Origin of the sequence: Hoeflea prorocentri (assembly GCF_027944115.1) — a bacterium.
Taxonomy (GTDB): domain Bacteria; phylum Pseudomonadota; class Alphaproteobacteria; order Rhizobiales; family Rhizobiaceae; genus Hoeflea_A; species Hoeflea_A prorocentri.
The window spans coordinates 2,636,199-2,657,555 of the sequence record NZ_JAPJZI010000001.1 but is presented as its reverse complement, the minus strand read 5'-3'; the positions used below and the strand labels follow the sequence as shown (position 1 = coordinate 2,657,555).

The window sequence follows — 21,357 nt, the reverse complement described above, 5'->3', positions numbered from 1 at the left end:
TTCCGGGGTCAGTGACCAGGTTTTGAAAATGCCGGTAGGCCGATCGGCCTACCGGTCCGACAATTCCCAGTTCGGATTGATCCACGGCTGGAGATTGGAGCGGGGCAGGGGCTGTCGCTCCAGAATATGATCCGATGCCTTTTCTCCGACCATGATCGATGGCGCGTTGAGGTTTCCATTGGTAATCATTGGAAAGACTGACGAATCGGCGACACGCAGTCCATCAACGCCGATCACCCGGCATCTCGGGTCGACGACACTCATGGGATCGTCAGCGCGGCCCATGCGGCAAGTGCCGCAAGGATGATAGGCGCTTTCAGCGTGTTCGGTGATGAACGCGTCCAGCTCATCGTCGGATTGTGCATCCTCACCCGGCGCGATTTCCCTGCCGCGAAACCCATCGAAGGCTGACTGGGAGAAGATGTCCCGCGTCAGGCGGATGCAGTGGCGAAAATCCTCCCAGTCCGACGGATCGCTCATATAGTTGAAGCGGATGACCGGCGCGGCGTCCGGGTCTGCTGACCGCAGCCTGACATTGCCGCGAGACTTCGAGCGCATCGGGCCGACATGCGCCTGAAAGCCATGTGCCTCCACCGGGGCGGTTCCGTCATAGCGGATTGCGACCGGCAAAAAGTGATACTGTATATCGGGATATCTGACGCCCGGGCGGGAGCGCAGGAAGGCCGCCGCTTCAAAGTGGTTCGTCGCCCCGATGCCGGATTTGAAGAACAGCCATTCGGCGCCGATAAGTCCCTTGGAAATAAGGTTCATCTTGGAATAGAGCGTGATCGGCTGCGTGCATTCCTGCTGCACGTAGAGCTCCAGGTGATCCTGCAGGTTCTGCCCGACACCCGGCCGGTCGGCCGCAACCTCAATGCCGTGTTCCTTCAGATGTCCGGCAGGGCCGATTCCGGACAGCATCAGCAGTTTCGGTGAATTGAATGCCGACGCCGCGACAATCACCTCACGGTTGGCCTTGACGATTTCGGGCTTGCCATTGCGCTGAATTTCCACGCCGGTGGCCTGACCATTCTCGATGACGATGCGGCGTGCCAGTCCCTTGACCAGACGAAGATTGGGGCGTTTCAGGGCCGGTTTAAGATAGGCGTTTGCAGCCGACCAGCGTTTGCCGCGATAGATGGTCTGCTCCATCGGGCCGAAGCCTTCCTGCTTCTCGCCGTTGTAGTCCTCAGTCAGTTCAAAGCCGGCCTGTGCGCCTGCCTCGATAAACGCCTGAAAGAGAGGATTGTCACGTGTGCCTCTCTTTACATGCAGCGGTCCGGAATGGCCTCGCCAGCCATTCTGGCCGCCATGCGACGTTTCCATCTTCTGGAAATACGGCAGCACATCCGCAAAGGACCAGCCATCCGCGCCTTGCTCTTGCCATGTGTCGAAGTCTTCGGCGTGACCGCGCACATAGACCATGCCGTTGATCGAGGACGAACCGCCGATCACCTTGCCGCGCGGCGCGGCGAGCACACGCCCTCCGAGGTGCGGTTCCGGTTCGGTCCGGTAACCCCAGTCGTAAATACCCATATTCATCGGGTAGGAGAGCGCCGCCGGCATCTGGATAAAAGGCCCGACATCGCTGCCGCCATATTCTATGACGATGACCGAGTTTGCGGGGTCTTCCGACAACCGGTTTGCCATGGCCGATCCGGCGGAGCCGGAACCGATAATGATGAAATCCGCCTGCATCTTTGTCTGTCCGCTGCCGTTAATAGGGGCTGTCGACGGGCCCGGTCGCCACGTAGACGCTCTTGATCTGGCTGTAATATTCGATGGCTGCCCGTGAGTTCTCGCGTCCGACGCCGGACTTCTTGTAGCCCCCGAACGGTGCCTCGACCGGCGCCAGATTATAGGTGTTGATCCAGCAGCTTCCGGCCTTGAGCTGAGCGATGGCACGGTGCCCTCGCGAAAGGTTCTGCGTAAAGACACCTGCCGAAAGGCCGAATTCGGTATCGTTTGCGCGGGCAATGACCTCATCCTCGTCCTTGAAGGTCAAGACGCTCATCACCGGTCCGAAGATTTCCTCGCGGGCGATGCGCATGTCGTCGGTGACGCCGGTAAAGACCGTCGGCTCGACAAAGAAGCCGTTTTCCATGCCCTGAAGGGTCAATTCCTTGCCGCCTGTTGCAAGGTTTGCGCCCTCGGCCTCGCCAATCCCGATATAGTCTATGACCTTGTCGCGCTGCGCGGCGCTGACGAGCGGACCCATCTGTGTCGCCTCGTCCTGCGGATCGCCGATCCTGATGGCCTCGGTGCGCGCAATCAGACGCTCTGTGAACGCATCCATCAGCTCTTCCTGTACGAAGACCCGCGTGCCGTTGGAGCAGACCTGGCCGCTGGAATAGAAATTGCCAAGTAGAGCCCCGCCGACGGCGTCCTCGACATTGGCATCATTGAACACGATGAGGGGCGATTTGCCGCCAAGCTCCATGGTGACATGGCGAATACCGGCCGCTGCGGCTGCCATGACCTTCTGGCCCGTCGGCACGGATCCTGTGAGGGACACCTTGTCGACCTGCGGGTGCGTAGTCAGCGTTGCACCGACATCGCCGTAACCCTGAACCACATTGTAGACGCCCGACGGCAGGCCCGCCTCATGCAGGATGCTGGCGATTTCCAGCGCGCAGAGCGGCGTTGTCTCGGACGGCTTGAAGATCATGGCATTGCCGCAGGCGAGCGCCGGTGCACCTTTCCAGCAGGCGATCTGTGTCGGATAGTTCCACGCGCCGATCCCGACGCACAGGCCAAGCGGTTCGCGCCGCGTATAGACAAAATCACCGCCGAGATCGATGTGTTCGCCATTGATTGCGGCTGCCAGCCCGCCGAAATACTCAAGCGCATCGGCGCCCGATGTCGCGTCGGCAACCAGCGTTTCCTGCAATGGCTTGCCGGTGTCGTAGGTTTCAAGCTCGGAAAGCGTCTGGTTGCGCTCGCGGATCATATCGGCGGCACGGCGCAGGACGCGTCCACGCTCGGTTCCGGTCATCGCCGCCCAGATCTTCTGGCCATCCAAGGCCGACACAATGGCCTGTTCGATGATCGCAGGCGTGGCGGAATGCAGCCGCGCGATGACCTCGCCGGTGGCCGGATAAATGCAATCGATCACCGCGCCATCTGTGTCCTCGACAAAGGCGCCGTTGATGAAATGTGATGCCTCGGGTTGTGCCTTCATGGCCGTTTTCCTATTCCCCGCGCGGATAGCGCTGTTTGTCTTCCAGATCGTTGAGGTCCATGTGGTTGCGCATGTAACGTTCAGAGGCCCGTTGCAGTGGCTGGTAGTCCCACGGGTAGTAAGCGCCGTTGCGCAGTGCCTCATAGACCACCCAGCGCCGCGCCTGGCTTTCGCGCACATCCGCGTCGAAACGTTTCATGTTCCACCGTTTGCGCACCGCTGCGGACAGCCGGTCCGCGACGTCGCGGTGCGCGGGATCATCGGCAAGGTTGGTGCGTTCCTGCGGGTCGGCTGCGAGATCAAAGAGCTGCGGCGGGTCGAGTTCGCAATGAACGTATTTGTACTGGCTGTCCCGGATGCAGACGAGCGGCGCGTAAGAGCCTTCAGCCGCATATTCCATGTGGACCGGAGCCGTCCGCTCAGAGCCGGAAATGATCGGCAGCAGGCTCTCGCCATCAGTCCATGGGGCAACGGCCTTCATATTCGCGCCCGCTAGGTCTGCGAGTGACGGTGTGATGTCCATATTGGAGACCGGTGCGGCGATCCGCGTCGCCTTGATGCCGGGTCCGGCAATCATCAGCGGAACGCGCGACGATCCCTCGTAGAAATTCATCTTGAACCACAGGCCGCGTTCTCCGAGCATATCGCCATGGTCCGAGCAGAAGACGACCACCGTATCGTCACGCATCCGGGTCGTCTCGAGCACATCGATCAGTTCACCGACCTTGTCGTCGAGATAGGAGATGTTGGCGAAATAGCCGCGTCGCGCCCGGCGGACATGCTCAGTTGTGATGTCGAAGCTGCGATAATCGTTGGCGAGATAGATGCGCTGCGAGTGCGGATCCTGATCCTCATAAGCGATCGGTGCGACTTCCGGCTCCAGGTGAGGGCAGTCCTCGTAAAGGTCCCAGTACTTTTTCCGAGCCACGTAAGGATCGTGCGGGTGGGTGAAGGAGACGGTCAGACACCAGGGGCGCGCTTCCTCGTCTTCGGCGGATCGTGCAAGCTGGTAGAGCTTTTGCACCCCGTGAAACGCAACCTCGTCATCATATTCCATCTGATTGGTGATTTCGGCGATGCCCGCACCGGTGACTGAGCCGAGATTGTGATACCACCAGTCGATCCGTTCCCCCGGTTTGCGGTAATCCGGCGTCCAACCGAAGTCCGCCGGATAGATGTCCGTTGTCAGTCGGTCTTCAAAGCCGTGGAGCTGGTCCGGGCCGACAAAATGCATCTTGCCGGAAAGGCAGGTGTAGTAGCCGCATGTCCGCAAATGATGGGCGAAGGTCGGCACATCCGACGCAAATTCAGCCGCGTTGTCATAGACGCGCGTGCGGCTCGGCAACTGGCCTGACATGAAAGACGCGCGGCCGGGCGCACAAAGCGGCGAAGCCGTGTAGTTGTTGGAAAAACGCGCAGACTGTTCCGCCAGCGCCTTGAGATTGGGCGCATGAAGCCAGTCCGCCGGGCCGTCCGGGAACAGCGTTCCGTTCAGCTGGTCAACCATGATGATGAGGATGTTGGGCCTGTCGCGCATCGCGATATTCTCCGCACCGGCCGGCTGGCACGGTTTGTCTGTCGCATCATAATATTTTTTATTGGTCGGCCGTTCAATAAAAATCTGAAGCGCTGATCGGCATTCACCATGTCCTTCGAACGGCCGGCATTAAAATAGTTCGGCCTTCACGAAAACGGGTGGCGTTTGTCCGATTGATTTTGGCGGTGAACCGGTTAATCCATATGCACCGATATGTTGTAAACGCGGGAGGCGCGCATGCAGAAGAAAACGGATTTCTACATCGACGGAGAATGGGTTGCACCGGCAGTTCCCAACGAGTTTGACGTGATCAACCCGGCGACGGAAGAAGCCTGTGCCGTCATCTCTCTTGGCTCGCAGGCCGATGTCGATCGCGCCGTCGCTGCGGCGGGGCGGGCGTTTGAGACCTACAGCAAGACCAGCGTCGAGGAGCGCAAGGCGCTGATCGAAAAGCTTCTGGATATCATGCTGGCGCGCAATGAAGATATGGCGCAGGCGGTTTCAGCCGAAATGGGTGCGCCGATCAACCTGGCGCGCGGCGCTCAGGCGGGTTCCGGTCCCTTCCACGTTGAGGGGTTTTTGAACGCACTCTCCGAATATCACTTCGAGGAAGACTTTAACGGCGAAGGCGAGCATATCGTTCACGAGCCGATCGGTGTTTGCGGCCTGATTACGCCATGGAACTGGCCGGTCAACCAGATTGCGCTGAAGGTTGTTCCGGCGCTTGCCGTCGGCTGCACCTGTGTCCTGAAACCAAGCGAGATCGCGCCGCTTTCGGCCATGGTCTTTGCCGAAATGGTGGATGAGGCAGGCTTTCCAAAGGGCGTCTTCAATCTCGTCAATGGCGAGGGTGCAGTTGTCGGCGAAGCCATGTCCCGGCACCCCGATATCGACATGATGTCCTTTACCGGTTCGACGCGGGCCGGCGCCGCTGTGTCTCGCGCCGCCGCCGAATCCGTCAAGCGTGTGACGCTCGAACTGGGTGGAAAATCGCCCAACATCGTTTTTGAGGATGCCGATCTGGACATGGCCATCAAGCAGGGCGTTTTCGGTTGCATGGGCAATACCGGTCAGTCCTGCAACGCGCCGACGCGTATGCTGGTTCAGCGATCCGTCTATGACGATGCCGTTGCGCTGGCCGGCGAATATGCCGGCAAGGTCGAAGTCGGCGATCCGCAAAGTGAGGGACGCCACATCGGTCCATTGGTCAGCGAAGCACAGTTTGAAAAAGTGCAGGGGCTTATCAACAAAGCTATGGATGAGGGCGCGCGGGTTGTCGCCGGTGGTCCGGGCCGTCCCGACGGGCTGAACCGCGGATACTTTGTCCGCCCGACGGTCTTCGCCGATGTCACCAACGATATGACCATCGCCCGTGAGGAGGTGTTCGGTCCCGTCCTCGCAATGATCCCGTTCGACAGCGAGGAAGAGGCCATCGCCATCGCCAACGACACGCCCTACGGGCTGGCCGCCTATGTCCAGACGCAGGATCAGGCGAAAGCCCGCCGCGTGGCGAAAAGCCTGCGCGCCGGCATGGTGCAGATCAACGGCGCTCAACGCCCGGCCGGCAGCCCCTTTGGTGGCTACAAACAGTCCGGCAATGGCCGCGAGGGCGGACGTTGGGGGCTTGAGGATTTCCTCGAGGTCAAGGCGATCAGCGGCTACTGAGTTTTGGCGGCGCACAATCAACTGTGCGCTGCAACAATTCCGGTTGCGTTCGGCCATTGAAATTGTTAAGCGTTGAACAATATTGTTGGCCACACCCTGGCCGGCAGTCCGGTCTGAGCAGCTGATGCTGAAGATGATCGATAGGGCGCAAGGCTATGGGAGGCTGCGCAAAAGGCGGAGGCAAAGTTATGACGGCATGTATTACCGGTTGGGCACATTCGAAATTCGGCAAGCACGAAGACGAGACGGTGGAAAGCCTGATTGTCGGCGTGGCCTCGCAGGCGATGGAGCATGCAGGCGTGGAACCGCAGGATGTCGACGAGATCGTTCTGGGTCACTTCAATGCCGGCTTCAGCAGGCAGGATTTCACAGCCAGCCTTGTACTGCAGGCCGATGACAGGCTCCGTTTCAAGCCGGCGACACGGGTTGAAAATGCCTGCGCGACCGGTTCGGCGGCGATCCATCAAGGCATGAATTCGATCAAGGCCGGCAAGGCGCGCAACGTCCTTGTTGTTGGCGTCGAGCAGATGACCAAGACACCCGGTCCCGAAATTGGCGAGAACCTCAAGAAAGCCTCCTATCTGCCCGAGGACGGCGATATTCCGGCCGGTTTTGCCGGCGTCTTCGGCCAGATCGCCCACGCCTATTTCCAGCGCCACGGCGACCAGTCCGATGCGCTGGCGATGCTGGCGGCAAAAAACCACAAGAACGGTGTTGGCAATCCCTATGCGCAGATGCGCAAGGATCTCGGCTATGAGTTCTGTCGCAATGAAAGTGAGAAAAACCCCTTTGTTGCCGGGCCGCTGAAACGCACGGACTGTTCGCTGGTCTCCGACGGAGCCGCAGCCATCATGCTGACCGACCTTGAAACGGCGATGCATGCGCCCCGCGCGGTCATGTTCCGCGCGGCCGAACATGTGCAGGATTTCCTGCCCATGTCGAAGCGCGACATCCTGCTCTTCGAAGGTTGTGAAGAAGGCTGGAAGCGGGCCTTCAAAAGTGCCGGGGTCGCGCTGGACGATCTGTCCTTCGTCGAAACGCACGACTGTTTCACCATTGCCGAGCTGATCGAATATGAAGCCATGGGCCTTGCCAAGCGCGGTGAGGGCGGCGCCCTGGCCATGTCCGGCGAGACAGCCAAGGATGGACGCCTGCCGGTCAACCCGTCCGGTGGGCTAAAGGCCAAGGGCCATCCGATCGGGGCAACCGGCGTTTCAATGCACGCGCTGACCGCCATGCAGCTCTGCGGCGAGGCCGGAGATATCCAGGTGGATGGCGCAACCCTCGGCGGCATCTTCAATATGGGCGGTGCGGCTGTCGCCAATTACGTCTCCATTATGGAACGGGTGCGCTAGAGAAGTCTCTCGCCGCTGCAGACCCCCTGTGCTAACCAAGGCGCGTTGATTCGGGGTATGACAGCGGAGAGATAGGATGACTGTTCTCGTAACCGGCGGAGCCGGCTATATCGGCAGCCACATGGTCTGGCGGTTGCTGGATGCCGGGGAAGAGGTCGTCGTGGCCGATCGCCTGTCGACCGGGTTCGACTGGGCGGTGCCGCCCGAAGCCAATCTCAACATCGGCGATATTGGCGATCCGGACTTCATCGGCCCGCTGCTGAAGCGTCACGATATCCAGTCCGTCTTTCATTTTGCCGGTTCGATCGTTGTGCCCGAGTCGGTAACAGACCCGCTGGGCTATTATCTCAACAACACGGTCAAATCGCGCGCCCTGATGGAGGCTTGCGTCAAGGCCGGCGTGTCGCACTTTATCTTCTCATCGACCGCCGCGGTCTACGGAACACCGGATGGCATGGCTCCGGTCGCCGAAAGCGCGCCCGCCAGCCCGGAATCGCCCTATGGCACCTCCAAGCTGATGACCGAAATCATGCTGCGCGATGCGGCTGCGGCCCATCCGCTGCGCTATGCGTGCCTGCGCTATTTCAACGTGGCAGGCGCCGATCCGAACGGCAGGACCGGCCAGTCCACACCAAACGCCACGCACCTGATCAAGGTGGCGACCCAGGCGGCGCTGAACAAAAGGCCCTTCATGGAGGTTTTCGGCACTGACTACGGGACGCCGGACGGCACCTGCATCCGCGACTATATTCATGTCACTGATCTCGTTGAGGCGCATTATCTGGCGCTTCAACACCTGCGATCATCTGAGGAAAACCTGGTGGCCAATTGCGGTTATGGCCGTGGCCGCTCTGTCCTGGAGGTGATCGATATGGTCAAACAGGTCAGCGGCAGCGATTTCGAGGTCAAACTGGCGGAACGGCGTCCGGGTGATGCAGTGAGTATTGTTGCCAATTCCGATCTCATCAAGGATCGGTTGGGCTGGACGCCGCAATATGACGATCTGGAAAAGATCGTCGGCAATGCCCTCAGCTGGGAAGCCGCGCTGGAGCGCCGCAACCGCAAATGAAAAGGGCCCGCCAGGCGGGCCCTCATTGACTGACAAACAGCGTCTTAGTTGATCGGAACCGAACAGATCATCCGCGTGTGCGCGCTGTTGATATAGCAGTGCGCCGGGATGGGGCCTGCCGGGATCGGGTAGATATAGGTTTGCGGTTGGTTGGCGTTTGCTGCTGCCGCGCCCACCGCTGCTCCGGCCGCGAATGCTGCACCCGGATAGTAGTAGGGGTGATAGGGATAGGGCGGATAGTAGGGGTGATAAGGGTGGTAGGGATGATAATGGCATTCCGGCGCCTGGGGTGCGTGATAGCAATAGGGTCCGGGTACCGGATGATAGGGGTAATAGCCGACATTGCGTTCCGAGGAGGGCCTTGGGCCGTGGTCGACAAACAGGGCAACATTGTCAGCCGACTCAGGCAGTTTGCCCGAAATGATCTTCACACCGTATTTGAGTTCTACACCGTCCATGTCCGCGCTGGTCAACTCAACGATGGCCGGCGCATCCGAGACATTGCCGAGCACCGAGACGGCTGCATTGGGCGGCGTGACTGAAAACGCCCCGCCGGGCGCCTTCCAGAGCTCGGCAAACTGGCCAGTCGAGACCTGCCCGGCTGTACGATAGGGCCGGTCGCTGAAGAAGATCGTGGACGGTGCAACGCCCCGAAGCGTCAGCGTCGTGCCGTCGAACGTCATGGAACTTGCCTGCTGGACATACTCATAGGATATGGTGGGTGCGGCTGGGACCGGTTGGCCGGCTTGCTGCGCGGCCGCGAGGCCGGGGCTCAAAAAAAGCACCGCAGCGCCAAAGAGGGCGATCAGTCTGGACATGCGTTTTCCTCCGGGTTGGACTGGCAATTGCCACTACACTTCAATCGCGGCCTGTTGTCTACCGATGCCTTGAGACATCCACCGGACGCGATTCCCATGCCAAAGGGCCGGTCATTCGCACAAACCGTTGGTTCAGGCACCAAAGCCGTTTCACAACCCCCATCCAGCCGCGATTGTCAGCAAAGACAACACCCGCTATTGGAAATGGAATGAGAGTTTGAGGCGAATTGATGACCAATCCCGTTGTTGTTGAAATCACCAGGGGAGGGCGTGTCGAAAGCCGGCACAGGGGTTCAGCCCTTGCCGTCGATGCGGATGGAAAAACGCTCTTTTCTGTCGGGAACGTCGATCAGCCTGTGTTTCCACGCTCTGCGGTCAAAGCGATGCAGGCACTGGCGCTTGTTGAAAGCGGCGCTGCCGATGCGCTCGGATTTGGCGATCGGGAACTCGCGCTCGCATGCGCCTCCCACTCCGGTGAGCCCAGGCATGCGGCACTTGCGGCCGATATGCTCAAGGCCACCGGTAAGGACAAGAGTGCGCTTGAATGCGGCTGTCATTGGCCGATGAGCCAGGACGCGATGATTGATCTTGCCAGGTCCGGCTCCGAGCCCAGCCAGCTGCATAATAATTGCTCGGGAAAGCATGCCGGTTTCGTGTGCGCCGCCTGCCATCTCGGTGTCGATCCAACAGGCTACGTCAACTACGACCACCCGATTCAGATCATGATCCGGGAAATTCTGGCCGATCTGACCAGCGATCATTTTGGTGTCGACAATTGCGGAACGGATGGCTGCTCGATACCAACCTATGCGGTGCCCCTGACCTCGCTTGCCGCGGGATTTGCCAAGATGAATGCAGGGCAAGGCCTCGGCCCTGTCCGCGCCAGGGCGGCACGCCGGCTGATCGATGCCTGTATGGCGCGGCCCTACTATGTCGCCGGAAGCAAACGCACCTGCACACGTCTCATGGAAACGCTGCCGGGCCGAATCTTCGCCAAAACCGGGGCCGAGGGCGTCTTTTGCGCTGTCCTTCCGCAAGAAGGCATATCAATCGCGGTCAAATGCGATGACGGAGCCAAGCGTGCTGTCGACGCCGTTGTAACGGCGCTGGTGGCACGGTTTCTCGATACCGACGATATGGTGCGCGAAAAACTCCTTGTGCAGGCTAACCGCACGCTGAAGAACTGGAACCGTATCGAAGTCGGTACGATTGCTGTGACAAATGCGTTGTCGTGATGTGCAGCCGTTATTGCGGCGTGAAAGTGTATAGTTTTAAATAGGTTGAGATTGTTCTCTAATCTCGTATTTCGCCAGAAATCGCCGGATCGCGGCTACTGCGCGGCCTATACCACCGTATTGCCGCTGACCGTCAACTCGTCGAACGCGTCGGCACCCTCTTGCGTGAGGTCACCGGTTACCCGCTCGCTCCAGCGATGCCCGACAACTGCTCCGCGCAGTGTGTTTTGAAAGATATTGTTATTGATCAGGATTCCCTGAACGCCGTCTACGACCGAGACGGCAACGCCGAGCGCGCTGTTTCGAACAACATTCCCCGTTGCGGCGACCCCGCGAAGATAGGGCCCCCAGCCCATCAGGATGCCGGCGCGCGGCGCTTCGTCGATAACATTGCCGGTGACCGCGGTATCGGCTTCCACGCCGATACCCCAGCCAAACCCGAACCCGTCGGGCACATAGGGGCCTTCGGTCGACAGGTTGCGGATCACATTGCCGTTGATCGTCGCCAGCCTGCCGCCTTCGTTGAAGTTGGCGACCGATATGCCGTTGGCCGCCCCGTCGACAAGATTGTTGGCAATGACTGCGCCTTGAAACGAAAACTCCGAGTAGATCGCCGTTTCGCCGCTGTCGTGGCACTGGTTGCCGACAATCTGGATATCGGTCCCGCTGTTTGAGCGGATCGCAGAGAAAGCGCAGCCCGTGAGTGTGTTGTTGGCGATCAGCACATTGTCTGCCCGATAGACATTGATGCCATTGCCATTCTGCCCCGTGCCACCGGCCTGGGAGGCAATGCGGGCAATACGGTTTCCTGTCACCAGGCTGCCGTCATAGCCGGGCGTCCAGCGGTGGATCAGGATACCGCCATTGGCACAGTCCAGAATGTCGTTATCGGCAATGCGCAGCCCGAGGCCTTCGACGCTGTAGATGGCGGCAAGGGCGGCGCCCGAGATGCGAGAGTTCATCACCGATCCGCCACAGGCCTCGAACATGAGGGCATGTTTTCGACTGCCGGCAATATCACAGTCTTCAATAACGACACTGCCGGTCCGGCTTATCTGTATGGTGGCCTGCGCGTAATCGTCGAGCCAGCGATTGGCTCCGTCGATGGTCATGCCGCTTAGCCGGATACTCTGTGCATTGTCCGCCATCATGAGATGACCGGCGCCGCCGTAAACAAGCCGGGTCGCGCCGGGCACGCCCGACAGGTGCACGAACTCAGGAAGGTTCAGGTTGGAGACCGCGTATGCGCCCGGCGGAAGGAACACAGGCTTGCGCTCCGTCGAAGCGCGGTCGAGGATATCGCTGAGTGCACGGCTTTGATCGTCGCCCGCGCCAGGCCGCATGCCGAGGTCAACCGCATCCAGAGAGCCGCGCAAATCCGCAAGGCGCATGTCCTGGGCCCGGGCGGCGGCCGGCATCACGACGCCCGTCAGGGCGGAGCCGGCGCCAATCAGCAATGAGCGGCGTGTCGTTTTTGTCATGACACCATCATGTCCTGCAGGTGCTTGTATTCGCTCTCAGCGTAACCGGGAGGGGTAAACAGAACATGGACAGTTTGACGGGGCCGAGCCACCGCGGTTTAGAACTTCAGTGTCCGGCTAACTCGGCGCCGCAGGTTCCCAAAGCTCAATTGGGTTGCCTTCCGGGTCGTGTATGCGTGCAAACCGGCCATTCGGGAATATTTCGGCATTGATCTCGACGGAGATGCCGGCAGCCTCGAGCTGTGAGACCATGGCATCAAGATCACGGACCCGGAAATTGATCATCCATTGCTGTTCGTTGCGCCCGAAATACTCCGTATCCTTGTCGAATGGCGCAAAAACTGTGGTGCCGCTCTCTTGGCTCCAGCATTCGGCCTCATAGCTGTCGGGGACCGGGTTTATTCCGAGGTGTTCCTCGTACCAGCGTGCCAGGGAAGCAGGATCTCTCGCACGGAAAAACACGCCACCTATTCCAAGCACCTTTTCCATATCGCTTCCCTCCGTGCTTCAGCCTCACCACGGTTTATAGTGATGGCAATACTGCGGCTATTGCGGGCCAGGCCTGTATATCCGCCGAAATAATAGGTTATCACACCATATGGGCAATTGTCCGTCAGCCATGGCGTGCCTATAAATGACGGGTCGAAATCTAAAAAACAGGTCACCAATGCTTCAGGACGGCAAACTCTATCTGGGAACCAGCCGCAAGCCGGACGATTCCATAAACCAGGGCGAATATCTCGATCTGGGCTATGCCAACAGACACGGCCTGATCACCGGCGCGACCGGCACGGGCAAGACGGTGACGCTACAGATTTTGGCGGAAGCTTTTTCAAATGCCGGCGTGCCGGTCTTCTGCGCCGATGTGAAAGGTGACCTGTCCGGTATTGCGGCCATTGGCGAATACAAGGATTTCCTTGAAAAGCGCGCCAAAACGATCGGCCTGGACCCTTACGAGTTTCAGGAGTTCCCGGTCATTTTCTGGGATCTGTTCGGCGAGAGAGGGCACCGTGTCCGCACGACGCTCACAGAGATGGGACCGCTGCTGCTTGCCCGCCTGATGGATATGACGGATGCCCAGGAAGGCGTGCTCAACATCGCCTTCAAGATCGCCGATGAAAACGGCCTTGCACTCCTTGATATGAAGGATCTGCAGGCCATGCTCAAATACATGTCCGAGCACAGCAAGGAACTGACCGGGATATACGGAAACATCTCGAAACAGTCGATCGGCGCGATCCAGCGTGACCTTCTGGTGCTTGAGCAGCAAGGCGCCGAGCAGTTCTTCGGCGAGCCCGCGCTCAAGATCAGCGACATGATGCGCACGACGCCGGACGGCCGCGGTGCGATCAGCGTTCTGGCTGCCGACAAGCTGATGATGAACCCGCGCCTCTACGGCACATTCCTCTTGTGGCTTCTTTCGGAGCTGTTCGAAGAGCTGCCCGAAGTGGGCGATCCCGACAAGCCGCGCTTGGTGTTCTTCTTCGATGAGGCGCATCTGCTTTTCGATGAAGCGCCGAAAATCCTCATCGAACGCGTCGAACAGGTTGTGCGGCTGATCCGGTCTAAGGGCGTGGGCGTATACTTCGTGACACAAAATCCGCTGGATGTGCCGGAAACCGTGCTTTCGCAGCTTGGCAACCGTATCCAGCATGCGCTGCGCGCCTATACGCCGCGTGAGCAAAAAGCAGTCAAGACGGCGGCCGAGACCTTCCGGCCCAATCCTGAATTCGATTGTTTCGAGGCGATCACCCAGCTCGGCGTCGGCGAGGCGCTGGTCTCGACGCTTGAGGCCAAGGGTGTTCCGACCGTCGTCCAGCGCACGCTTATCCGCCCGCCATCGTCACGGCTTGGACCTTTGACGGATGGCGAGCGTCGCGACGCGATGAGCCACAGCCCGGTGGCCGGCCTTTATGATGAGGACCTGGACCGCGATTCAGCTTTCGAAATCCTCAAAAAGCGCGCCGACGATGCGGCCAAAGCGGAAGAGGAACAGCGCCGCAAGGAAGAGGACGACGAGGAAGAGTTGCAGGAAAGCCGCCGCTGGACCTTGCCCGGCTTTGGCGATGATGATGATGACGACGATGATTACGATGATCGCGGACGCAAACGCTCATCGCGCCGCCGCAAGCCGACCCGTCGGCGAAGAAGCTCACGCCGCCAAACCGTTGCCGAAGCGGCGATGAAATCGGCTGCGCGAACTGTTGCCACTCAACTTGGACGGGCCCTGGTGCGCGGCATTTTGGGAAGTCTCAAGAAAGGGCTTTAGAGGAGTTTGACCTCGGCCCCGGGGTTTGCACGCCGGTCGAGATCGATGATGTCCTGATTGAGCATCGCGATGCTGCCGGTGGAGGCCGTCTTGCCAATTTCCCGCCAGTTGGACGTGCCGTGGATGACGATGCCTGCCGCACCGCCGCTTTGGGTTAGATAAAGCGCCCGTGCGCCATAGGGGTTGCCGGGGCCGGGGGGCTGATCCTTGGCCGGTTTGCCGTCAGCTTTCTTTTTACCCGCAGCATAGAACACTGGCCAGGATTCGCGCGATCCGACCTTGAAGCTTTGCCCGGCGGCTGGAAACTCCGGGCCCAGGGCGATCCCGTAGCGGACGGCCCTGCGGTCTTCCAGGATCAGATAGAGGTGATGGCGCTTGGGATCAATGACAACGGTGCCGACCGGGTCAAGGGTCGGATCGTGGACGATCTGGCGCAGATCACCCGGATCAAGCTGTTTGTAGGGAACGCCCGGAACGTAGAAACCGCTTTCGTTAAAGCCGGCATACATCTTGTCATAGGGCTCGATCGGGTAGTTGAGCTGACGTGATGGTGCGGTCTGCATGGCAAACCCTTCGGGCGACTGGCGGTCTATACAACCGGCCGTCATCGCGCAGGCACCCAGAAGAAATCCTCGCCGCGTTAATCTGCCGGTTTTTGTGCTCTGGATAGTCTCTGCCAACAGCGCGATCCCGTTACAACACCTGAATCATAGCTGATTCTGGTTGCAGTACGACAGGCCCTGTTGCTTTACACTGTCCTCAGGCCGCGCTCTGCGATTTCATCAGTTTGGCCTGCTCAAGTGTCCAGTATTCCATGTCGAACAGATCGTCCTCTGCAATCGGCTGGAATCGGCCATAGCGCTCGCTGGCCATGACGGCGCGTGCCGTTTGCACCATGAGATCGGCGACAATGGCGGCGCCTTTTTCTGACGTGTCGACCCCGTAAAGCCCGCCATGTCTGATGAGGACCGCTTTGGGCGCGCTGGAAAGCATGGTTTTCGGTTCCGCGGCCGATGCTGCATGCCGGTTGAAATAAGCCTCGTAGTCCCGGGCGAAGGCTTCCATTCTGCTTTTCAACACATCCACGGTGTCATCGTGTTCGCAAATCAGCGGGAACGGCTTGATGCGAATGACATGGTCTGGTGTGACCGTACCGCGGCGTGACAGATCGTCCAGGTCGTCACTACTTGTATAGACGCGAATATTTACATCGTTCCGATAGTCCGTCTTGAACTCCGGCAAGTCCGCAAAGACCTCGGCCAGTGCCAGCTTCAGCCTTTCAGTGAAATCATCATCCTCGCCTCCGGCATTCGGCATAGGCGCAGGCAGGACGGCGCTGCGTTCCGCCAGATGATCCTCGGCCCGTGTCGTGTATTCGATTGTCAGCCGGTAGGCTTCCTCCGCATCGTCCGAAAAGGTGAAAAGGCCATGGTTCTTTAAGAACAGGCCTTTGCATCCCGGGCTTTTGTCGACGATGTCCGCGGCCGCGATCGACAAATCAAATCCCGGCATCACGTAAGGCACATAGGCCACCTCGTCGCCGAAAAGCGCATTGCAGATTGCCTCCGCGTCAGGCTGGTTTGCCAAAACGAGGATCGGCAGCGAGTGCGTATGATCAACGAACCGTTTGGGAATGAAGGCGTGAAGCAAGGTTTCGACCGAAGGGTTGGGTGCATTGCCGTCGAGAAGACTTGCGCGAAGGAGCGCCACCATCTGAGGATCACTCATGCCGCCTGAGTATCGGGCCTCAATAAGTGGCGCCAGGTCGACCGCCGGAAGGCCCGGCGCCTCGATCGTCGCCAGGTCCCAGCCACTGCCCTTGACGTGGAGCGTCCGGCGCCTGGTTCCATCCGGCCATTGTCGTTCGACCTTGACCGACGTGTTGCCGCCGCCATGGAGAACCAGGTCGGGCTCGCTGCCAAGGAGGCGCGAAGTATAGACCCTCTCGGCCACGGCCTTGTCGGCGGCATCAGGGCCCGCCTTGCTCCGAATTCCGTTCGCCTCATCGTCCCGCCAAAGACTTTTCATCGCACCTTCCTTCCGTCTGAGGTCATGACCGGGGTAATCCGCCCGGTGCCCGCCACATGGGTTCAGCGAGGCCCCGAAGCGCAAGACTGACCATCTCAGCATCCAGCGATTGCCACTCTGCGTGCTTTTCGCGAAGGACGGAATGCGCATCCGGGTCGGGTTCGTGCGTTCGCTCGATCCCGCTGGCCATCTCGGTTGCGTCAGCGATGAGGCCCGCTCCCTGGGCGGCCAGAATGGCGGCGCCGAGCGCCGTCGTTTCCTTGACCGTTGATATATCCACAGGCGCATTGAACGCATCGGCAATGATTTGCGGCCATACCTGTCCCTGAGCACTGCCGCCGGTCATCATGATCCGCTGATAGTCACGCCCGGTGCATTCCGAAACGATCGCCCGATGCAAATCGCTGACAAATGCGCCGCTTTCCATCAAAGCGCGGATACAGGCAACACGGTTGCTTCCACCTGCATTATTGACATCGAAGCCCACAAAGCTCGGTGGGGGATGGCTCCAGCTATCGGACTGCATGACCGAGGAGAAAACGGCGTGAAGGCCATTGCATCCCGGTGGAACCTGACCGGCCTTTTCCTCCATGATTTCAAAAACCGATCGTCCTGTTTCCGATGCCTCGCGATCTTCCAGTTCGCAAAAGGCATCGCGGAACCAACGCAGGCTGAAGCCGGTGAAAAAACCGATCCCCTCAATCATCCATTGGCCCGGACGGGCGTGGCAGAGCGTCCGGGCGCGCCGCTTGGGATCGATCACAGGCTGGTTTGTTATGGCGGTCATCTGCCAAAAGGACCCGGCGACCAGTGTCGCATCTCCTGGTTTTTGAGCAAGGCCGACGAGCGCGAGTTGCGTATCGCCGCCGCCCGCGTAAACCGGAGTGCCCGCCTCAAGGCCGGTTCGTGCGGCAGCCTCGGCGGTAACCTCACCGCAGATTTCGCCGGACTCCACGACACGCGGGCAAATAGCCGGATCAAGGCCGAGGTCTGAAATCAGCTCGGTTGACCAGCTTCGTTTCTTCAGATCAAAGAGCGCCGATGATGAGCCGGCGCTTGGCTCCGTTGTGTATTCGCCCGTCAGGCGTGTTGCGATCCAGTCGCTGATCAGGCCGAAGACCTTTGTGCGATCGAAGAGCTCAGGCTGGTTTTGCCGGATCCAGAGAAACCGCGAGGATGACGTCAGGGAGACCCAGTCGCCGGCGGTCTCGAATATGCGTGCCGCCATCCCGGATTGCGCCAGTTCCTCAGCCTGTTCACGGGCGCGCCCGTCGACATTCGGACAAGCCCAAAGCACCGCGCCATCGTCATCGTACAGCACCATGCCTTCACGCATTGATGTCGTCGAAATGGCCTTGATACGCTCTGCGGCACCGTCGATATCCGCCACGACCTCCCGACAGACCTCGTCAAACAGCACACCGTTGGTCGCCGTGTCGAAATCCATGCCTCCAGGTGCCTCGGGCGTTGTCGGATGGTGCCATTCCCGCTGACCGACTGCGACTTCCCGGCCCTTGAGGTCAAAGAGGATGGCACGGCAGCTGCCTGTACCGCCGTCAAGGGCGAGAACCAAAGGGTCGTTTCCCGGTGTGTCTCTTTTCAACATGGATTGTTCAACTCCCTGCCAGCAAGGAAATTGCCCACATCGGCTGCGATGCGCTGTGCAGTGTGTTCGGCCACAAGAGCCGATGCGCCGGCGATGTGCGGGGACAAGGTGATGTTCGTCAGCTTGAGCAGCGGATCGTCCGGGAAGGGGGGTTCGGGGTCATAGGTATCGAGTGCAGCGCCTGCCAATTGCCCGGATTCAAGCGCCTCGATCAGCGCCGCCTGATCCAGCAGCTCGCCACGGGCCGTGTTGATCAGGTAGGCGCCCCGTTTCATGGCGCTGAGTGTTTTGCCGTCGATCATCCGCCTCGTCTGCGGCGTCAGCCTTGCATGAAGCGACACGATGTCGGCATCGCTCAGCAAGTCGTCCAGATCGCATTTGTGGACCCCAAGCTCCCTGTCGTCATCCGACAACTCTACGAAGGGATCGCAATAGATGATCCTGCAGCCAAAGGGCGCCAGGAGCCTGGCGACCCGTCGTCCGACGGCGGAATAGCCGATCAGTCCAACCGTCATTTGCGAGAGCTCCCGGCCTGTCCGGTCGGCGCGGTAGAGGTCGCCGCGCCAAACGCCACGCCGCAAATCCACATGGGCCTGGGTAATCAGTCTTGTCTGGGAAAGGATTGCCCCAACCGTGAATTCGGCAACCGCGGAGGCATTCCGGCCTGGGGCATTGGCGACGGTAACGCCAAAGTCGCGTGCCGCTTTCAGATCAATGTTGACGGGGCCGCCTCGTGACACGCCGATATACCGCAAATTGGGACAGCGTTCGAAGACGCTGCGGGAGATCGGCGCAAGATGCGTGATGCAGATATCGGCATCGTCGATCTGCTGAGCCGATGCTTCGGCGCTTCCCTGATATTCCCTGATGCCGTCAAAGGCTGGCCCGAACGGATTGTCTGGCCAATCGGTTTCGAAAGTCCTGATGTCGAAGCGGACCCCGTCAAGCTGTCGCAAGGCATCTGCAAAAACATCCGCCCGCATAAAAAGATCCCCGATAATCGTCACTTTCTTCAAGTCTGTGATATCGGACATGAGAACCCCTTCAACTTCGATTTGAAATTTGTATCTTGACTGAAATAAATTTCAAGCCATTTTGGCGGGCGCTGAGCTGAGGAGCCTTGATGAACGATCCGGAAGACGCATCGGTGGACGTGGCCTGGCTGCATTATGTGGCAGGGTTGACGCAAGCGCAGATCGCCAAACAGCGCGGTCTGTCAAAGGCAACGGTCCATCGCCTGCTGCGCGCGGCCCATGAGAGCGGAGCCGTGCGCGTGTTTGTCGGCGAGCGTCCTGCTTCAACGGTGAAACTTGAGCGTGACATGGTCAGTGCCTTCGGTCTGGAAACCTGCCGTCTGGTGCCTTCGGTTCTGTCTGACGTCAGATCCGTGACGGACGGCGTCGCTGCCCTGGCCGCGCAGTCTCTTCTTGCCCAGCTTGAAGCCAACAGGGGAGTGGTATTCGGTCTGGGGGCCGGCCGGACACTGGCCGCAATGGCCGCTGCGTTCCCGCGCGTCAGTTTTCCGGCTGCGGAATTTGTCAGTCTGACCGGTGATTTTTCCGTTTTCCGTACCGAACATTCAACCGATGTCATCAGGAGGCTGGCCGACCGGACCGGCGGAACCGGCTATTCGATCGCCGCGCCGATCCTCGCCAACAGCCAGGCCGATCGCGATGTCCTGGTTTCGCAGGCCGGCACCCGGATTGCCTTCCAAAAGATAAGGCAGGCCGGAAGCACCTTTATCGGCATTGGCCATCTCCACGACGGCTCATTTCTGTCGGCTTTCAACCTCCTGAACGATGAGGAAATCAGCGGGCTGCGAAAGCAGGGCGTCGTGGCCGATTTGTGCGGCACCTTGCTCGATGCCGGAGGTCAGCCGGTCGATTGTGATGTCGGCCAGCGGATGCTGGCCTGCAGGCTCGACGATCTGCGCGGTAAACGCAACACGGCCGTGGCGTTCGGTGAGACGAAAATTCCGGCGATCAAAGCCGTCCTGAAGACCGGACTGCTTTCCGAGTTGATTTCCGATGCGGCAACGGCCGAGGGGCTGTTGAAGAATTGAAATCTGCTCGGCTGCGTCTAGATCGTGTTGAACCAGTTGCTCAGATCCCGCACGGCGAACTGATTGTCCGAAGCGTCGCCCTGTGAAGCGTACGGCGTTGAGATGCCCCGGCTATTCAGGGCGCCAACCGGACTGATGCCGAAGCGTTGGCGAAACAGTCTGCTGAAATAGGCCGGATCCTGGAAGCCAAGCTGATTGGCAACATCTTTCACGCGGGTAGCTTTTGCTGATGCGGACAGAAGCTGGTGAAAAGCGCGGTCGAGCCGGCGTTTGTTGATATAGGCGGCCACCCCGCCGACATCGGCAAAATCGCGATAGATCGCCGGCCGCGATACGGCAAAGGTGCGCAGCAAGTGCTCGATGCCAAGTGTTGGGTCGCCAAGATTCCTCTCCAGATAAGCACGCATGTCCGCATGCCGCTCGGCCCGACTCTTCGTCGCTTTGGTGTCTCTTTCTTCCGTTTGCGGCAGGATCAGGCCGCTTAACATTCCGCAAAACACCCGTGCCAGCTCGGGCGCCTCATCCGGCTTTACGTCAGGGGCCTGTTTTTGCATCAAAAACACAGCATTTTTCAGTAGTTGGCCGATCGGAGAATTGGCGCCGTAACTCATATGAGCCGGGTGTTTTCCCGGATCGTACCCTATCGCGGAATGTGGCAGTGTCACGCCGGCAACCACTGAGTTTTGCGCCACAGAATGGAACTCCCGGGAAAAGTCGTAAATATGAACCTCACCGGGTTCCATCTGCCAATCCCTATTGCCAAACACGCCCTTGGAGCCGCCGGATTTGTATATCTGCAGCGTCAGATAGTTGGAATCCTCCGCATGCCTGGCATTGTGCGCGAACGTTTGCTCGGAAAACGCCGTTTCCGAAAAAATCAGATTGTCCAGCAGCCAGGCTTCGAGACGCTCGGTCGTGCTGGTCCCATCGTTCAGGGGATTGACGTCGTAGACGCAACGCACCGTTTCGCGCCAGGCATCGTAACAGTGTCGGGCACCGACCATTTCGGCATCAAGGCGGAGGGAGGGAAGCGAAGTTGCGTTTTCCATAT

17 protein-coding genes are annotated in these 21,357 nt (G+C 59.6%); 6 read left to right on the top strand and 11 right to left on the bottom strand.

Going from position 1 to position 21,357, the window contains the following annotated elements; all coding sequences use genetic code 11:
- Positions 1-48 precede the first annotated feature (48 nt).
- The 3 genes from betA to betC are packed head-to-tail and all read right to left on the bottom strand — an operon-like array spanning position 49 to position 4,718.
- Positions 49-1,698 carry a choline dehydrogenase gene (gene betA, locus OQ273_RS12405; RefSeq protein ID WP_267990815.1) on the bottom strand — a complete coding sequence of 550 codons (1,650 nt, stop codon included), beginning with the start codon at positions 1,696-1,698 and terminating at the stop codon, positions 49-51.
- A 19-nt stretch (positions 1,699-1,717) separates the two neighbouring features.
- Positions 1,718-3,181: a betaine-aldehyde dehydrogenase gene (gene betB / locus OQ273_RS12400; protein ID WP_267990814.1), complete on the bottom strand. Its 1,464-nt coding sequence runs from the start codon at positions 3,179-3,181 to the stop codon at positions 1,718-1,720.
- A 10-nt stretch (positions 3,182-3,191) separates the two neighbouring features.
- A complete protein-coding gene (gene betC, locus OQ273_RS12395; RefSeq protein WP_267990813.1) occupies positions 3,192-4,718 on the bottom strand; it encodes a choline-sulfatase in 1,527 nt (508 codons plus the stop codon).
- Between the two features lie 237 nt (positions 4,719-4,955).
- On the opposite strand from betC, the gene OQ273_RS12390 reads away from it, so the two are divergent.
- The 3 genes from OQ273_RS12390 (at position 4,956) to galE (ending at position 8,807) form a co-directional block, all read left to right on the top strand.
- Positions 4,956-6,383: an aldehyde dehydrogenase family protein gene (locus tag OQ273_RS12390; protein WP_267990812.1), complete on the top strand. Its 1,428-nt coding sequence runs from the start codon at positions 4,956-4,958 to the stop codon at positions 6,381-6,383.
- A gap of 188 nt (positions 6,384-6,571) precedes the next feature.
- Positions 6,572-7,738, top strand: coding sequence for an acetyl-CoA acetyltransferase (locus tag OQ273_RS12385; RefSeq protein ID WP_267990811.1), 1,167 nt, complete (start codon positions 6,572-6,574; stop codon positions 7,736-7,738).
- Positions 7,739-7,814: 76 nt separating this feature from the next.
- A complete protein-coding gene (galE, locus tag OQ273_RS12380) occupies positions 7,815-8,807 on the top strand; it encodes a UDP-glucose 4-epimerase GalE (RefSeq protein ID WP_267990810.1) in 993 nt (330 codons plus the stop codon).
- 44 nt (positions 8,808-8,851) lie between these two features.
- On the opposite strand, the gene OQ273_RS12375 is transcribed toward galE, so the two are convergent.
- The gene (locus tag OQ273_RS12375; protein WP_267990809.1) at positions 8,852-9,625 is read right to left on the bottom strand and encodes an invasion associated locus B family protein; all 774 of its coding nucleotides are present in this window, start codon (positions 9,623-9,625) and stop codon (positions 8,852-8,854) included.
- Positions 9,626-9,855: 230 nt separating this feature from the next.
- Here OQ273_RS12375 and OQ273_RS12370 point away from each other — a divergent pair, with 230 nt between their 5' ends.
- Positions 9,856-10,860, top strand: a complete 1,005-nt coding sequence (locus OQ273_RS12370; protein ID WP_267990808.1) for an asparaginase — start codon at positions 9,856-9,858, stop codon at positions 10,858-10,860.
- A 107-nt stretch (positions 10,861-10,967) separates the two neighbouring features.
- On the opposite strand, the gene OQ273_RS12365 is transcribed toward OQ273_RS12370, so the two are convergent.
- Both OQ273_RS12365 and OQ273_RS12360 read right to left on the bottom strand, forming a co-directional pair.
- Positions 10,968-12,341, bottom strand: a complete 1,374-nt coding sequence (locus tag OQ273_RS12365; protein ID WP_267990807.1) for a TIGR03808 family TAT-translocated repetitive protein — start codon at positions 12,339-12,341, stop codon at positions 10,968-10,970.
- Positions 12,342-12,458: 117 nt separating this feature from the next.
- Complete coding sequence (locus OQ273_RS12360; protein WP_267990806.1) at positions 12,459-12,830, bottom strand: VOC family protein; 372 nt, start codon at positions 12,828-12,830, stop codon at positions 12,459-12,461.
- A gap of 178 nt (positions 12,831-13,008) precedes the next feature.
- Between OQ273_RS12360 and OQ273_RS12355 the strand changes: the two genes are divergently transcribed.
- Positions 13,009-14,610, top strand: coding sequence for a helicase HerA-like C-terminal domain-containing protein (locus OQ273_RS12355; RefSeq protein WP_267990805.1), 1,602 nt, complete (start codon positions 13,009-13,011; stop codon positions 14,608-14,610).
- On the opposite strand, the gene OQ273_RS12350 is transcribed toward OQ273_RS12355, so the two are convergent.
- The 4 genes from OQ273_RS12350 to OQ273_RS12335 form a co-directional block, all read right to left on the bottom strand.
- Entirely contained in the window at positions 14,607-15,218 is a 612-nt protein-coding gene (locus OQ273_RS12350; RefSeq protein ID WP_267990804.1) for a L,D-transpeptidase, read from the bottom strand. The two genes, OQ273_RS12355 and OQ273_RS12350, sit on opposite strands and share 4 nt — an antisense overlap.
- A 151-nt stretch (positions 15,219-15,369) precedes the next feature.
- The gene (locus OQ273_RS12345; protein ID WP_267990803.1) at positions 15,370-16,638 is read right to left on the bottom strand and encodes a class II aldolase/adducin family protein; all 1,269 of its coding nucleotides are present in this window, start codon (positions 16,636-16,638) and stop codon (positions 15,370-15,372) included.
- 22 nt (positions 16,639-16,660) lie between these two features.
- Positions 16,661-18,244, bottom strand: coding sequence for an FGGY family carbohydrate kinase (locus OQ273_RS12340; RefSeq protein WP_267990802.1), 1,584 nt, complete (start codon positions 18,242-18,244; stop codon positions 16,661-16,663).
- Entirely contained in the window at positions 18,238-19,278 is a 1,041-nt protein-coding gene (locus tag OQ273_RS12335; RefSeq protein WP_267990801.1) for a 2-hydroxyacid dehydrogenase, read from the bottom strand. The genes OQ273_RS12340 and OQ273_RS12335 overlap by 7 nt, the downstream gene beginning before the upstream one ends.
- An 89-nt stretch (positions 19,279-19,367) precedes the next feature.
- On the opposite strand from OQ273_RS12335, the gene OQ273_RS12330 reads away from it, so the two are divergent.
- Positions 19,368-20,306 carry a sugar-binding transcriptional regulator gene (locus tag OQ273_RS12330; RefSeq protein ID WP_267990800.1) on the top strand — a complete coding sequence of 313 codons (939 nt, stop codon included), beginning with the start codon at positions 19,368-19,370 and terminating at the stop codon, positions 20,304-20,306.
- 17 nt (positions 20,307-20,323) lie between these two features.
- Here OQ273_RS12330 and OQ273_RS12325 read toward each other — a convergent pair whose 3' ends face one another.
- Positions 20,324-21,355: a helix-turn-helix domain-containing protein gene (locus OQ273_RS12325; RefSeq protein WP_267990799.1), complete on the bottom strand. Its 1,032-nt coding sequence runs from the start codon at positions 21,353-21,355 to the stop codon at positions 20,324-20,326.
- Between the last annotated feature and the right edge of the window lie 2 nt (positions 21,356-21,357).